This is a genomic window from Sphingopyxis sp. 550A, from assembly GCF_053569535.1.
The window spans coordinates 1,250,924-1,263,998 of sequence record NZ_CM131615.1 but is presented as its reverse complement, the minus strand read 5'-3'; the positions used below and the strand labels follow the sequence as shown (position 1 = coordinate 1,263,998).

The following is a 13,075-nucleotide window of genomic DNA, read 5'->3' as shown; positions in this document are numbered from 1 at the left end:
TTGGTTATTTGGCTTTGGCGCGGCCGCTCGTAGCGGGCTTGCGGCCGCCGCCGCGCCCCTTGCTGCCAAGCCCGATCTGCTTGGCGAGCACGCGGCGCTTCTCGGCATAGTTGGGCGCGACCATCGGATAATCCTTCGGCAGGTTCCACTTTGCGCGGTAGTCGTCAGGCGTCATGCCGAACTTCGTCATCAGGTAACGGCGCATCATGGTGAGCTTCTTGCCGTCTTCCAGACAGACAATGTAATCCGGTTTCACCGATGCGCGGACCGACACGGCTGGCTTTTGCGGTTCAGGCTGAGGCTCGGGCTCCGCCGTCGAAGACAGACCGGCTAGCGCTTCGTGCACCGAACGGATCACGAGCGGAATGTCGGAAATCGCGACGCTGTTGTTGCTGACATGCGCGGCGACAATATCGGCGGTCAGCGTGACCAGCGTTTCGGAATCTTCCATGGGATGTCCTTTGAAGCCTAACGAATCTTCATCCGCGCCTCTAGCAGCGCGATCCGTTCCAAACAAACGACATGAACCGCGCGGCCCAATTCTTCAACGCGCTCGCCAAGCCAGACAAGCTCTTCTTCGGTGATTTTATAATGCTTCGAATAGCGCGCCTTCACATAGGCTTCCTTGAGCTTTTCGAAACGCGAGCGGTCGGCTTTCAATTCGCGGGGCCAGGCATCGACGAGGCGCATGTCGATGCGCTCGGCCTGCGTCCGTAGAAAGCCGAGGTTGTGAACGTGCGGCGTGTAGAAGGTGCAGACCAAAAGAACGCAGTGATAAAGGCGCTCGGCCGCCTGATGTAGAATGAACGCCGCGTCCCTGTGTTCGTTCTGCGAAATGAAGAAATGAAATCCCTTTTGGGCACTGGCAGCGAGTGGCATCCACTCGTCAAAATACTCCTGCGCCATAACCAGCGCCTGCTCGGGCGTCTTCGGCTTCGGCTGGTGCAATTCCTTGTCGTCGCTCTCGTAGAGCGCGATCCCGTCGCGCGCGACGTCAATGAAAAAGTAGCGCCCATGCGCGAGGCCGTCGTTCACTTCCTGCAGGGTATGGACGATGAAGTTCACCGGCGTCTTGAGCGTCTGGTCGATCAAAAGCTCGCGGGCCAATCGGTCATCAAGTTTCGACCAGACGTCGACCTTGTCGGTCAGCCGCTTGTCGGTGACGATAATCAACAGATCGAAGTCCGACCTATAGCCTTTCGCGGTATGCGGTTCGTCGACCCAGCCGCCACGCGCATAACTGCCGTAAAGGATGATCTTGTCGATCCGACCCTTCTTCTTCCAGCCCATCGTCGCGAGCGCGATGCTGTCGGCAAATTCCTCGAAGATGATCTGCTTCACGCGCTCAAGTTCGCGCTGCTTGTTTGCGGGCAGATGATCGAGATCGGTTCTCATTGTTATCACCCTGTAATTGCGAAGGCCGGATGGCAAGCGCCATCCGGCCTTCGCGCCGTCCTCAAAGCCGGAAACGCCACCACCATGGATCCTTTTCGTCCATTGCGACCATGAGGACGCGAAGGCTTCCGGCAAAATGCCATTCGACATCGGCGACGGTGATGCCGAATCGCTGTGCGATTTCCGAATAGCTCAGTTCCTCGACACGGATGGCGAGGAAGACCTTGCGATCCATTTCCTCCATCCGGTCGACGGCGCGCTCGGCGCGCCAGAGACGCAGCCGGTCCTCGCGGCTTATGCGCGCGCTCATTGGTCCGCTCCCGCAAAGGCCAAAAGGAAGTCCGCCGCCCTGCTCGCCTGACTGGCGGCACGGAAGATTGCCCTCTCGTCGCCGCGCAGCACCGACAGCCATGACGCGATGTAGTCGGAATGACGAACGGTCGGCGCGATGCCGAGCGACGCACAGGTGAACGCCGACGCCATCTCGGCGACAAGTTCCTCCTTCGCGTAGCTGCCCGATCCGAACCCGCCCTGCTGGTCGCGGTCCAGACGGCTGCCGTGACCGGTCCAATGACCAAGCTCATGCAGCGCCGTCCGATACCAGTTGATCGGCTCATGAAACGCAGCCTGCGGCGGCACAGCCACAAAGTCATGGCTCGGGCTGTAAAAGGCTTCACCGCCGCCAATCTGGAAGCGCGCGCCGCTCGCGGCGATCAGCGCATCGGCCGCGCCGATGGCAATCACCGGATCGGGACTGACCATCGGCGTGATATAGGCCTCGGGCAGTCCCTCGCATTGATCGACATTGAACACGACAAAGCGCTTGAGGAACGCCACCTGCCGCGCCTCGCGGTCCTCGCCGCGCGCGGCTTCGGCTTCCGCCTTTGGCGTGAAGCGGTCGGCATAGCAGATGACCGTGCCCTTCTCGCCGCGCCGGACATTGCCGCCCGCCGCCTCGGCCTGCCGGTAGGTGAGCCAGCGCTGCGACGCATAGCCCTTGGCGACAACCTCGGCCCACAGGATTAGCACATTGATGCCGCCGTATTTGCGGGCGGTTCCGGCGTTCTGCGGCATCGTGCATCCGCAAGCTGCGTTATCCCACGGCTGCACCCATGGCAGCCTCCCCTCTTCGAGCTCCGCGATAATCCTGTTCGTGACCTCCGAATAGAGGCTCGCCCGTTCGATCCTTTCCTTGCGCATATCTTTTCTCCTTCCAGCCACCGCACCCCGGCCCGGAAGGGGGCGGAGGTGGGCGGCAGGAAGGAGCCGGCAGACCCGCATCATCGGGCGGGCTGCATCCGCAGGACCGCAATGAAATGGAGGACCCGCGACGCGGGTTGCGGCCCGGCCGGGCGGGGCTAGAGGCGAGTGACGCCCACCTTTGCCCCCGCCGTGCCGGGATAACAAACGCCGCCGCTCGCGCGGCGACCGCATGTGCGCCAAAGGCGCCCTCCCCGATGCGAATCACCCGACGCTCGCGCCGCCTTGCGGCGCGTCATTCGCGATCGCGACCGCTCCCGGCGGTCACATTTCCCGATCGGGCTCCGCGGCGAGACGATCTGAGACGAATTATTTTCGGTATCTACAGAGGTCTCTGGAGTCCGCTGGAGTACGTCCGAGTGCAGGGGAGTACATCCCGGACGAACCGCAGATTTCCAACGGGTTGACGCCAGCCCTTTGCATCCCCTTCTCTGTCTCGCGTCGACGCAAAGACCCTCAAGAATAGGAGAAGCAAATCATGGTATCGCAGTCCCCCTTGCGCCTGATGCGCCTGCCCGAGGTCCTCGACCTGACCGGCCTCAGCCGCGCCACCATCTACCGCAAGATCGCCGCCGGTACATTCCCGCCACAACGCAACACGGGCTCGCGCGCCTGCGGCTGGCGCGCGGGCGCGGTCGATATCTGGCTCCGCAACCCGATGAGCTTTACCGTCGCCGATATCCCGAGCGATCTCGCCTGAAATCCAGGCACGGCAAAGCCCCGCGCCGCGAGAGCGGCGCGGGGTGGAAGCTCGCCTCAGTCGGCGGGGTTCCAGATAAGGGCGTAACCGTCCTCGCCGTCCTGACCGGCGGCGCGGCCGAGGTTCGCATAGAGGCGGCGCGGCCCGAACTCGGGAGCGGCGAGGCTCAGCGACACATAGGGTTCGCCCGAAACCTGACCGACGCGGATCCAGCCGGCACCGATTTCGACGCCCTCGGACCAGACCCGGTAGTCGGGCTGAACGTCGCCGCTCTTCGAGCGGTTGGTGCGGATCTCGATCGCGGCCCGGATCGAGAGAGTCTTGAGCTGGCCCACGAAACCTGTGTCGATGGTGCCGTTCACAAAGCCGATTGCTGCCATTGGTCGTCTCCTTGAATGAGCCGCGGGACCATCCCTGCGGCATGGGCGGACCAGGAACCGGCGCATGAGGCATGCCGCGAACCCGTCAGGGCCGCAGCGCAGCGGAGGAGTGCGGCGGCGCGATTATTTGAAGCGAAGCGGCCGCGAGGAGCCGGCAGAGCCGGCGGGGAAATAATTGCGCCGCCGCACTTTCGCGGGATGCCGCGCCGGTGCAGGTCATCTCGCCCGTCGCCGGGATGGTCCTGCAGAACACATGGAGTGGTCACGAGCTATCGGCATGAACGATTAAATACGGAAACTTGAGTGGGAAAAGCGATCTTCCAGCGTTCCGTCGTGGCCAAGGAAACAGCCGAGTAGGAGGCAGCGATCCGCGATCACGTCGGCCCACTCCGCTAAGAAAGAAAATCATGCCCACGGCATGCGATTTGGCGCTTTCGTACAATTCAGGTGGGCCAGCCGATATTATCGGGCTCGCCAACTTCCGTGTGGCTTGGCGATTAGCGCCCCCGGCAAGCTATCGACGGTGGGGGCGATGGATAGATAATCCTTCGTTTGAGGCGGCGCGAAGGCAACTTCGCGCCGCCTCTTTCTTTGGCTGAACCGCGCGACGGCGCCGCTTGCGGCGGCGGCGCGCCAAAATCAGAAGCGCCGCGCCAGCCCCAAAGGCCGGCGCGTCATTTTGCGCCCGGGAAAAATATGGCGGGCGACCATAGCCGCCCGCCATATTTTCACGCTGCCAAAGGCTGCTCGTCCTCGGCATCGGGTTCAGGCGCTGCGGGAACCGCAAGCTCATGCGCGACCCGCCGCGCCGATTTGACGCTGCCGACCCCACCGCGCGTGCTGTAGGCCGACGGCGGGATCGCCATCCACTGCGGCACCCACGGCTCGGCTTTGGCGCGGCCATTTTCGCCAGCAAGGCTATCGGCGATGATTGCTTTCAGCGCCTTGCCTTTTTCGCCCGCATTCGCCGCCGCAACCTCCGGTCCCGCAACCTCTCCGACGATGGCGAGCAGCACTTCGCGGTCGCGAAGCTGGTCGAAGAAGGCCGCGTCCGCTTGCCAGTGCTGGCGCATGTCGGTGCCGAGATGGAGGCCGATCATCTCCACCGCCTCGCTTCCCGCCTGCAGCGTCTCGCCCATGACGATCGCCACAATCTCCATCACCACCGGATCGGGGAGTTCGAGCAGCCGCGCGAACAGCGGCGCAAAAGGGGGACGGTGCAGCGGCCTTCCGGTGACGGTGGGGGTTTCCGGATCGAACCCGAGCACCGCCAGCACCGCGCGGCGCTTGAGGTCGAATGCCGCCTCGGCAGAGCAGCTCTCGACGCTCTCGGCAATATCTTCCTTTGGCGCGCGCTGGCTCTCGACATCAACGCGCCACAGGTCCGCCCCCGCGATCACATGCGCGAGCATTGCCCGCAGCGCGACCCCGCCCTGCTCCGCCAGATCGGCGCGCACCGCCGCATGGCGATGAAGATCGATATAGGCATTGAGCGGACCCGACACTTCGGGACGAACCGGCTTTGCGATCACAGCATCGTCCCCGCCATCCCCGCCGCCGCCCGAAAGCCGCTTCGCTTCCTTCGATGTAACGAAGCCTTCGTGGAAGGTCACTTCGCCGCTCTCGCGCACCTCGACATAGATGCGACCGCCCTTGCGCTTGCCCGCATGGGCATAATCCCATGACCGGAACCAGTCGCCGCGCGGCATCACGACGACATCGGACCATCCCGCTTCGAGATAGTCAACCTTGCGCGCCTCGACAGCGGCCATCTGCGCCGACCAGAAAGCATCGGCATCGGCGAAGAAACTGACCTCGCCGAACAGGTCCGACACGATGGCGAGCTTCGCTTCCTCGACATCGAAGAGCGCGTGCTTCACCGCAATGGCCGTGCCGCCGAAGAGCCATGCCTTGAGTTGATGGCCGGTCGGGCAATAAGCTCCTTCATCGGCGAACAGCGCGAGCCACGCCTTCTGCTGGCTCTTCGATGCCAGGGTGAGATGGCGAACCGTGCCCGCATCGATTTCGCCGCCGCGATAGAGGGTGCGGATGCGGGGAAGCAGATTGCCGAGCGCAAGGATGCGTTTCACCGCGCGCGGCTCGAACCCGAAGCTGTCAGCGACCTCCTCGACCGAGCGACCCGCCTTCACGAGCGCGACGAATGCTTCCCACTGGCTGACCTCATCGGGCTGCACCCGCGCGAGATTTTCGAGCATTGACGCTTCGAGAGCATCGGCATCATCGCCCTCGTCGAGAATGGCGCAGGGGATGGGCCGGACCGTGCCACCCTCGCGCGCTACTGCGCCCACAGCGTTAAATCGCCGACGCCCCGCGACGATCTCATAACGGCCTTCGGAACAATTGGGCCGAACGAGCAGCGGCACAAGCACCCCGCGCGCGCGAATGCTCGGCATAAGGTCTGCAACGTCGGGGTCTTTCCCCTTCCCGCGCATGTTGGCGGCTGCAATGGACAGATTGCCCATATCGATGAAATCCAGCTTCATGACGTTCTTCCTTCTCTTCAACCACACCCGACCCCGGACGGCGGGGCGGGCGGCGAGAAAAGGCGACGGGACCGCGCCAAAGGACGGCGCGCACCCGAAGGGCCGCAACGAAGAGGAGGAGCCGAAGCGCAGCGCAGGTTTGCGCACCGGCCGAGCGGTCCCATAGCCGTGCGCCGAACGACACGCTGTCCGTGGCCGGCCCAACAGCAACGCCGCCGTGCGGTCAGCGCGGCGCCAACATCGGACAACAGACGCGCCCTTGGCGAAGCCGCAGGCGGGGCGGCGTGCGCGCGCAGCTGTGCTTAAGCCGCCGCCCCACCAAGACCAGCGAGCCAAGAGCGCTGCGCGGCCAACCATGCAAAAGCGCGACCTCTGGCGGCGCCTGCCGACGCCAGTGTGCGCTCAATTGAGGCCGAGCTCAATCTACCGCCGGCTCAGCTCTCCCACGCCTCGTTGAGCACCACTGCCGCCAATGCCGATTTGTCGTGCGGGAAGAACCGGCCATAATGTTTCGCGACGATTTCCGGGCTGTCCTGAATGGCATAGCCCGCCTGCTCGTATGAGCCGGTCTTCTTGAGAACGTGCGTCGCCAAAACATCGCGAACATTGTGCGGACCGTGCGGGAGCAGACCCTTGATGGCTCCTTGGCCGGTATAGGGATTAAAGATGCCATAGCGCTGGATCGCCAGCCGCCAGGCATCATAGAATCCGACCTGACTATATGCGGCATCCTTCGTCGTCAGCTTGGCCGATTTCACAAAGAAGGTCTTTGGATCCTCGGCACCGCCGAGCAGGATCTGCCGGTCGCGCCGGAGATACAGATCGATGAACTCGTAGAGCCGCCCGAGATCGGGCAGAAGCAACCGATAAGGCTTCCGGCCGAAAAAGGACGACGACGCATTTTTGAACGCAACGGCGGGAATGAAGACCTCCCAGCCGCCCGATAGATCATTCCATCGAAGCTCCCCGCATCTCAGGTTCTCGAGTTGCTTCTCGCTGCTGTGCCGCCCGCCTCGAACACAGAATCGAAGCTGTCGGAGATTCTTCTGCCGAAGACCAAGATGCAAGCCAAAGCGCAGCATCAGAAAGGCGCGGACCGCTTCCGCCGCAGCCTTCGGATGACGCCGCGCGCTCGGCATCCGCGCCAGTATCTCCTCGGTGATCTTGCGATATTCGCCGACCGGGCTCTCGGCTTCGAGGATGGGCAATATCGGTTCGAACGGATCACGATGGACCTTCGCGACGCGCTGAACATCCTTCTTCCGGTTCAGGGCGTAGATGATGAAGCGGTCGCAGTCAGCATCCCAATCCCTACAAGCTTCGTCGACCTCACCTGCGGAAATCAGCTCATCGACCGGTTGCAGGGCGTCCGCAAGGTCTGGGTGCTGCCGCATCCAACCCGTCTTTTCGCGCGCAAGCGAGAGCGCGAAGTCGAGCATATTGACCTCCCAGCTCGTATAGAAGCCGCGGCGCTCCTCGCGCCAATGGAGATACCAGTCCCAGACCGACGGGAAGAGCAGCATCGCGAGACACAGTCGATCGGCGGGAACGCCAAATCCGCGAACATCACCATCCGGCGGCGAGCATAGAGCACCGAACATAAGTCCGAGATGTTCCAATTTCTGCGACGCCGTTTCCTCGCCCCACATGCCTTGGCGAAGCAGGCCTGACGGCGCGAGGGTCGAGGTTTTGAATGCGATAAGACTATGGACTTCAGTCTGCAGTTGGGAGGGCGCATCGCGGCAGCCAGCCATGCTCCCGTCGGTCGCACCGGCATCGACCGATGCCGTGTTCGAGAATCGGAGTGAGAAGCGCTGCTGCGTCGCTTCTCGCTGAAAGCGGCGATACTCTGTCGCGCCCTCGATGATGACCGAACGCACCCACGCCAGTATTTCCTCGCGCTCGCGTTTGGGCCGTTTCGAGAAATCGCCCGGAAGGTGCCAGGCGAGTTTCCGCCTCTCGGAAGCCGTAAGCGCCGCGATGGCGGGCCGCGCGGTGGCGCGCCCGGTCCGATCGAGTTTCGCCTGAAAATAGCCCTCGGGCAGACGATAGCGGCGCTCGATTCTGCTCAGGACCGAGAGGCTTTCGATCGTGCCCGGCGCCTTAACGCCGGTCGCCCACGTCTGGATCGTCTTGCGATCGGTCTTGTCGTCCGGGCCGATAATGGCGCGGTGGAGATGATTGCAGCTATCTCCGTGCCGGCGCATGTGCAACGCAAGCGCTTCGGGAAAGGAGGGTGGATCGACCCATTCTTCTCCAGACGCCTCGGGAAATTCGACAATCACCTTCGGTTTCGGGCCGCGCTTCTTTTTCGGATGGCCAGCGAGGTCCGCGCTCTCGGCTATGGGAGCGAGCAGCGGGCGTTCCGCCAAAATGGTGGGCACTTTCAATAAACTCCTGCATTCGGTGTAGGGCGGCGCCCGATGGCAGAAGCTTCCTTTCAATTCGAAAACGGCCGGATCGCTCTCGCGATCGCCGCGAATTGCGGCGCCGAACACCCTCTCGCACTCGTCACCGGGAAACTGCGCTACGACGCTTGTCTTCGCGTCGACACGCTGGTAGAGGCGCCCCTCGTTGCCGCTTTAGCTCAGTTGGTAGAGCACATCATTCGTAATGATGGGGTCACAGGTTCGAGTCCTGTAAGCGGCACCATCGACCCCATAATTCAATGACTTAGGCCCGATGAAATTTCTTCGGGAGCCGTAGTGCGCGGTCAATAGGCGCCGCCTGAATCAGGACGATGCCCTCCTCGTCTCCACATAGGAGAGCAGCTCGCGCAACCCGCCTTCTGTCCGGACAAGATCGATCGGCCGTCCACCCAGATCCATATTCTCCGTTTGAAGCCAGGCCATGACGGACCGGTCATCGCCAATCAGTATAGCCAGTTTCTGAAACAGCCGCACGAGATATTGACCGGCCCGGAAGGCTGGGTCCGGTCGAGCAAGTCGAAATGTCCCGTTACGCAGGTCCGCTACGCGATTACCCGCGATGCCGAGTATCTCTCCAAGCAAGTCGTCACCGATGCTCCAGAGCGCGGCAATGCGCGCCACCGCCTCCGACAATACACGGCTCTGCGCTTCAGACGATGTCTCCATCATCTCGTCTTTCCGATCCACGGTCAGTCCTCCAGCAAGGCAGTGATCGCCGCTTCATCATCGCTGCGCAGCGCATCCAGATAGTCGCTCCACCACTGGTGCATCCGTACCCGCTCATCCCAATAGGGCGTCCGGTTATAGATACGGCGGATCTGATTGTTGTCGGCGTGCGCGAGCGACCGTTCGATCGCATCGGGGTTCCACTTGCCGCACTGGTTGAGAAGCGACGAGGCGGTCGCGCGAAATCCGTGGGACGTCAAATCTCGCGGCCCATAGCCCATGCGGCGGTAGGCGGCGTTCATCGTATTCTCGCTGAGCGGTCGCTTCCACGTGTGGAACGCGGGAAAGACATAATCCTCGCCGCCGACATAGGGTCGAAGCTCTTCCAATAGTGCGATCACCTGCTGCGACAACGGGACATAATGGGGTCGCCGCATCTTCATGCGCTCCGGCGGGACCGTCCAGACGGCCTTCTCGAAATCGAACTCGGCCCAGCGCGCAAGTCGCAGCTCGCCGGGACGCGCCATGACATGCGGCAATATCTTGCAGGCGAGCAAGGTGATCGGATAGCCCGAGTAGCCGTCGAGAGCGCGCAGGAACCCACCCACCTCTTCCGGCTCGACGAGGGCGGCGTGGTGCTTTGGCCGAGGCGCAATCAGAGCGCCGCGCAGAAGCGTGGTCGGATCGGAGTCTGCTCGGCCCGAGGCCGCAGCATAGCGAAACACGCGGCTCGCAAAGGAACGGCAGCGGCGCGCCGTCTCGAAGTGCCCCTGCGCCTCGATCTTCTTGAGCACCGCGAAGAGATCGACGGCTTGCAGGTCCGCGATGGGCGTGCCGGCGATCGGCCTAAGCTTTTCGAGAAGCCACTTCGTCTTCTCGATCGTCGCTTCGCTCCGGCCTTCCTTGGTGACCATCTCGATATATTCCTCGGCGAGATCGCCGAAACAATTCGAGGCCTTGAACTTGCCGACGAGCTTGTGACGCTTCCGTTCCGCGAGCGGATCGGTTCCCTCATGGATTTTCAGCTTGGCCTCGTCGCGCTTGCGCCGGGCTTCGGCGAGGCCGACATTCGGATAGGCGCCAAGCGCAATGCGCTTCTGCTTTCCATGCATGGTGTATTTGAACCGCCACAGGCGCGCACCGGTCGGATGCACCTCAATGTAGAGGCTGTGGGCGTCGGAGACTTTGTAGACGCGATCCCGCGGCTTGAGGGACCTGATTTGAACATCGCTAAGAGGCACGGCTCAACTCCTTTAAAAGGGTTAGGACCGGCACCAGTCACAGCGCTCGAGGCGAACGGGCCATCGAGCAAAACTCACTCCAAAAAAGACGGGCCATTATGGCTTTTTTGATGGCCCGTTTCGGGGTGAGATTGTGTGAGACACCCTCGGACAATTCGGAACAAAACCCACGGAAAACTAACAGATTTCCGGGATTTTGTCGATTGCCCTGAGAAGGGTAAATGGTGCCCAGAAGAGGACTCGAACCTCCACGACCTTGCGATCGCCAGCACCTGAAGCTGGTGCGTCTACCAATTCCGCCATCTGGGCACGGGGTAGGAGCGGGCGCTTAGCGGCGCCGTGCTCGGCTTGTCAACCGCGCTGCGCATATCGAGGCATATTTTATCGGCAATCGACGGTTTCGCGCGCGCGGCGGTGCCCTGCCCCTTGCCCGCCGCGCCGCTTCGCGGCATGGGGAGCGCCTGGATGCCGCCCCGGCGGCTTTAGAGAATCGGATACAGGCGGACATCATGCAGAAGCTCGACGGACAGTTGATCACCGTTTTCGGCGGCAGCGGCTTCCTCGGCCGCTATGTCGTGCAGCGGCTGCTCGCGCGCGGCGCGCGCGTGCGCGTCGCCGAGCGCGAGCCGCGCAAGGCGCTGTTCCTCAAGCCGCTCGGCGGGCTCGGCCAGACGCAGTTCGTCGCCGCCGACGTCCGCGATGCCGCCAGCGTAACGCGCGCCGTTCAGGGCAGCGACGCGGTGATCAACCTCGCGGGCAGCTTCGACGACATGAAGGTGGTGCAGGCCGACGGCGCCGGGCATGTCGCCGCCGCGGCGAAAGCCGCGGGCATCCGCGCGCTCGTTCACGTCTCGGCGATCGGCGCCGACCCCGAAGGCGCGTCGGCCTATGCGCGCAGCAAGGGCGCGGGCGAGGCCGCGGTGCGCGCCGCCTTCCCCGCCGCCGCGATCCTGCGCCCGTCGATCCTCTTCGGACGCGAGGACCATTTCATCAACCGCTTCGCGGCGCTGATCCGTCTGGCGCCGGTCGTTCCGGTGATGGCGCCGAACACGAGGCTCCAGCCCGCTTATGTCGGCGACGTCGCAGACGCGGTCGTCGCGGCGCTCGGCAATACCGCTGCGGGCAAGATTTTCGAGCTCGGCGGGCCTGAGGTGCTGACGATGGCGGCGCTTCAACAGTGGGTCGCGACAGCCACCGGACGCAAGCGGTTGTTCGTCGAGCTTCCTGACGCGGTGTCAGGCGCGATCGCGACGGCTTTCGGCTGGGCGCCGGGCGCGCCGATCACCAAGGATCAGTGGCTGATGCTCCAGCGGGACAATGTCGTGGCGGAGGACGCCGCCGGGCTTGGCCAGTTCGGCATCGTTCCGACCTCGCTCGACGCGGTCGCCGGCGGCTGGCTGGTCCAGTATCGCCGACACGGGCGCTTTGCCCAGACCGCCTGACGGCCGCCCGCATCAAATCGCCGCTGGCAAAATCGCCCTGTCCCCCGTAGTCAGGCGACGGACAGGGGCGTCCGGCGAATGTCGGGCGCCCTTTCGCATCGTCGCAACCTTGATATGGGAACCCCATGAGCATCTGGCTGACCGCGATCATCCTCGGCATCGTCGAGGGGCTGACCGAATTTCTCCCCGTCTCGTCGACGGGCCACCTGATCCTCGCGACCGAACTGCTCGGCTATGACGCGTCGAAATGGGCGGTGTTCAACATCGCGATCCAGCCGGGCGCGATCCTGGCGATCGTCGTCCTCTATCGCCACCTCTTTTGGGACATGGCGGTCGGTTTCTTCCGGCGCGACCCGCAAGCCATCGCCTTCGTCCGCAACCTGCTGCTCGCCTTCATCCCCGCGGTCGTGCTCGGACTCGCCTTCGGCGACCAGATCGAGGCGCTGCTGGAGAATGCGACCGTCGTCGCCTGGGCGCTGATCATTGGCGGCATCGGCATATTGCTCGTCGAGCGCTTCGCGAAGCCGCGGGAAAGCGGCGGAGTCGCGGCGCTGTCAGTGCGCCAGTCGGTCATCGTCGGCCTTGTCCAGTGCCTCGCGATGGTCCCCGGCGTCAGCCGCTCCGGGGCGACGATCATGGGCGCGATGGCGCTGGGCGTCGACCGCAAGACCGCCGCCGAATTCAGCTTCTTCCTCGCGCTGCCGACGCTGACCGGCGCGACGGTGCTCCAGCTCGCCAAGCACCACGACGCGATCACGCAGAGCGACATCGGACTGATCGCGGTCGGCGCACTGGTCTCGTTCGTCGTCGCCTGGGCGGTGATCAAGGCCTTCCTGGCGGTGGTCACCCGCTATGGCTTCGGCCCTTTCGCCTGGTATCGAATCATTGTCGGAGTGGCGGCGCTGGCGTGGCTCGCCGCCAGATAGGTCCGAAACGATACCAATATGCGAAAGATTATTACGCGCCGCCGCCATGAGGTCTATTTTGCCTAAATTAAGGTCAGTAATACTGTCCTGATTGCAATTTTAGTCGTGACAGGCGATTTCACGCCATGCCAT

Annotated in this window: 12 protein-coding genes and 2 tRNA genes; 4 read left to right on the top strand and 10 right to left on the bottom strand. The window is 63.3% G+C overall.

The features are described from left to right. Positions 1–4 precede the first annotated feature (4 nt). The 4 genes from ACVENA_RS06045 to ACVENA_RS06030 form a co-directional block, all read right to left on the bottom strand. A complete protein-coding gene (locus tag ACVENA_RS06045; protein WP_449328036.1) occupies positions 5–451 on the bottom strand; it encodes a MucR family transcriptional regulator in 447 nt (148 codons plus the stop codon). A 17-nt stretch (positions 452–468) separates the two neighbouring features. Continuing rightward, positions 469–1,395 carry a nucleotidyltransferase gene (locus ACVENA_RS06040; protein WP_449328035.1) on the bottom strand — a complete coding sequence of 309 codons (927 nt, stop codon included), beginning with the start codon at positions 1,393–1,395 and terminating at the stop codon, positions 469–471. Between the two features lie 61 nt (positions 1,396–1,456). Then, complete coding sequence (locus tag ACVENA_RS06035) at positions 1,457–1,705, bottom strand: sigma factor-like helix-turn-helix DNA-binding protein (protein ID WP_449328034.1); 249 nt, start codon at positions 1,703–1,705, stop codon at positions 1,457–1,459. Then, positions 1,702–2,595: an ArdC family protein gene (locus ACVENA_RS06030; protein WP_449328033.1), complete on the bottom strand. Its 894-nt coding sequence runs from the start codon at positions 2,593–2,595 to the stop codon at positions 1,702–1,704. Before ACVENA_RS06030 ends, ACVENA_RS06035 begins: the two co-directional genes overlap by 4 nt. Positions 2,596–3,133: 538 nt before the next feature. Between ACVENA_RS06030 and ACVENA_RS06025 the strand changes: the two genes are divergently transcribed. Further along, on the top strand, positions 3,134–3,355 hold the full coding sequence (locus ACVENA_RS06025) for a helix-turn-helix transcriptional regulator (RefSeq protein ID WP_449328032.1): 222 nt from the start codon (positions 3,134–3,136) through the stop codon (positions 3,353–3,355). A gap of 56 nt (positions 3,356–3,411) precedes the next feature. On the opposite strand, the gene ACVENA_RS06020 is transcribed toward ACVENA_RS06025, so the two are convergent. The 3 genes from ACVENA_RS06020 to ACVENA_RS06010 all read right to left on the bottom strand — a co-directional run bounded on the left by ACVENA_RS06020 (position 3,412) and on the right by ACVENA_RS06010 (position 8,623). Further along, positions 3,412–3,735, bottom strand: coding sequence for a DUF736 domain-containing protein (locus ACVENA_RS06020; protein ID WP_058802012.1), 324 nt, complete (start codon positions 3,733–3,735; stop codon positions 3,412–3,414). A 728-nt stretch (positions 3,736–4,463) separates the two neighbouring features. Further along, a complete protein-coding gene (locus tag ACVENA_RS06015; RefSeq protein ID WP_449328031.1) occupies positions 4,464–6,239 on the bottom strand; it encodes a ParB/RepB/Spo0J family partition protein in 1,776 nt (591 codons plus the stop codon). Positions 6,240–6,673: 434 nt separating this feature from the next. Further along, complete coding sequence (locus ACVENA_RS06010) at positions 6,674–8,623, bottom strand: hypothetical protein (RefSeq protein ID WP_449328030.1); 1,950 nt, start codon at positions 8,621–8,623, stop codon at positions 6,674–6,676. Positions 8,624–8,815: 192 nt separating this feature from the next. Between ACVENA_RS06010 and ACVENA_RS06005 the strand changes: the two genes are divergently transcribed. Beyond that, positions 8,816–8,891 (top strand) — tRNA-Thr (locus ACVENA_RS06005). 80 nt (positions 8,892–8,971) lie between these two features. Here the strand turns inward: ACVENA_RS06005 and ACVENA_RS06000 are convergent. The 3 genes from ACVENA_RS06000 to ACVENA_RS05990 all read right to left on the bottom strand — a co-directional run bounded on the left by ACVENA_RS06000 (position 8,972) and on the right by ACVENA_RS05990 (position 10,884). Further along, positions 8,972–9,337, bottom strand: coding sequence for an MbcA/ParS/Xre antitoxin family protein (locus ACVENA_RS06000; protein ID WP_449328029.1), 366 nt, complete (start codon positions 9,335–9,337; stop codon positions 8,972–8,974). Positions 9,338–9,357: 20 nt separating this feature from the next. Continuing rightward, positions 9,358–10,575 (bottom strand): tyrosine-type recombinase/integrase, encoded by a 1,218-nt coding sequence (locus ACVENA_RS05995; protein ID WP_449328028.1) that lies wholly within the window; start codon positions 10,573–10,575, stop codon positions 9,358–9,360. A gap of 222 nt (positions 10,576–10,797) precedes the next feature. After that, positions 10,798–10,884, bottom strand: a tRNA-Leu gene (locus ACVENA_RS05990). Positions 10,885–11,084: 200 nt separating this feature from the next. On the opposite strand from ACVENA_RS05990, the gene ACVENA_RS05985 reads away from it, so the two are divergent. Together ACVENA_RS05985 and ACVENA_RS05980 are read left to right on the top strand one after the other, a co-directional pair. Beyond that, positions 11,085–12,017, top strand: a complete 933-nt coding sequence (locus ACVENA_RS05985; protein ID WP_449328027.1) for a complex I NDUFA9 subunit family protein — start codon at positions 11,085–11,087, stop codon at positions 12,015–12,017. Positions 12,018–12,142: 125 nt separating this feature from the next. Next, positions 12,143–12,943 (top strand): undecaprenyl-diphosphate phosphatase, encoded by an 801-nt coding sequence (locus ACVENA_RS05980; protein ID WP_449328026.1) that lies wholly within the window; start codon positions 12,143–12,145, stop codon positions 12,941–12,943. Positions 12,944–13,075 lie beyond the last annotated feature (132 nt).

Bases quoted from the DNA above. Each gene is read 5' to 3' on its own strand.
- ACVENA_RS06045 (WP_449328036.1), bottom strand. From the start codon at position 451: ATGGAAGATTCCGAAACGCTGGTCACGCTGACCGCCGATATTGTCGCC.
- ACVENA_RS06035 (WP_449328034.1), bottom strand. From the start codon at position 1,705: ATGAGCGCGCGCATAAGCCGCGAGGACCGGCTGCGTCTCTGGCGCGCC.
- ACVENA_RS06040 (WP_449328035.1), bottom strand. From the start codon at position 1,395: ATGAGAACCGATCTCGATCATCTGCCCGCAAACAAGCAGCGCGAACTT.
- ACVENA_RS05985 (WP_449328027.1), top strand. From the start codon at position 11,085: ATGCAGAAGCTCGACGGACAGTTGATCACCGTTTTCGGCGGCAGCGGC.
- ACVENA_RS05980 (WP_449328026.1), top strand. From the start codon at position 12,143: ATGAGCATCTGGCTGACCGCGATCATCCTCGGCATCGTCGAGGGGCTG.
- ACVENA_RS06025 (WP_449328032.1), top strand. From the start codon at position 3,134: ATGGTATCGCAGTCCCCCTTGCGCCTGATGCGCCTGCCCGAGGTCCTC.
- ACVENA_RS06020 (WP_058802012.1), bottom strand. From the start codon at position 3,735: ATGGCAGCAATCGGCTTTGTGAACGGCACCATCGACACAGGTTTCGTG.
- ACVENA_RS06015 (WP_449328031.1), bottom strand. From the start codon at position 6,239: ATGAAGCTGGATTTCATCGATATGGGCAATCTGTCCATTGCAGCCGCC.
- ACVENA_RS06030 (WP_449328033.1), bottom strand. From the start codon at position 2,595: ATGCGCAAGGAAAGGATCGAACGGGCGAGCCTCTATTCGGAGGTCACG.
- ACVENA_RS06000 (WP_449328029.1), bottom strand. From the start codon at position 9,337: ATGATGGAGACATCGTCTGAAGCGCAGAGCCGTGTATTGTCGGAGGCG.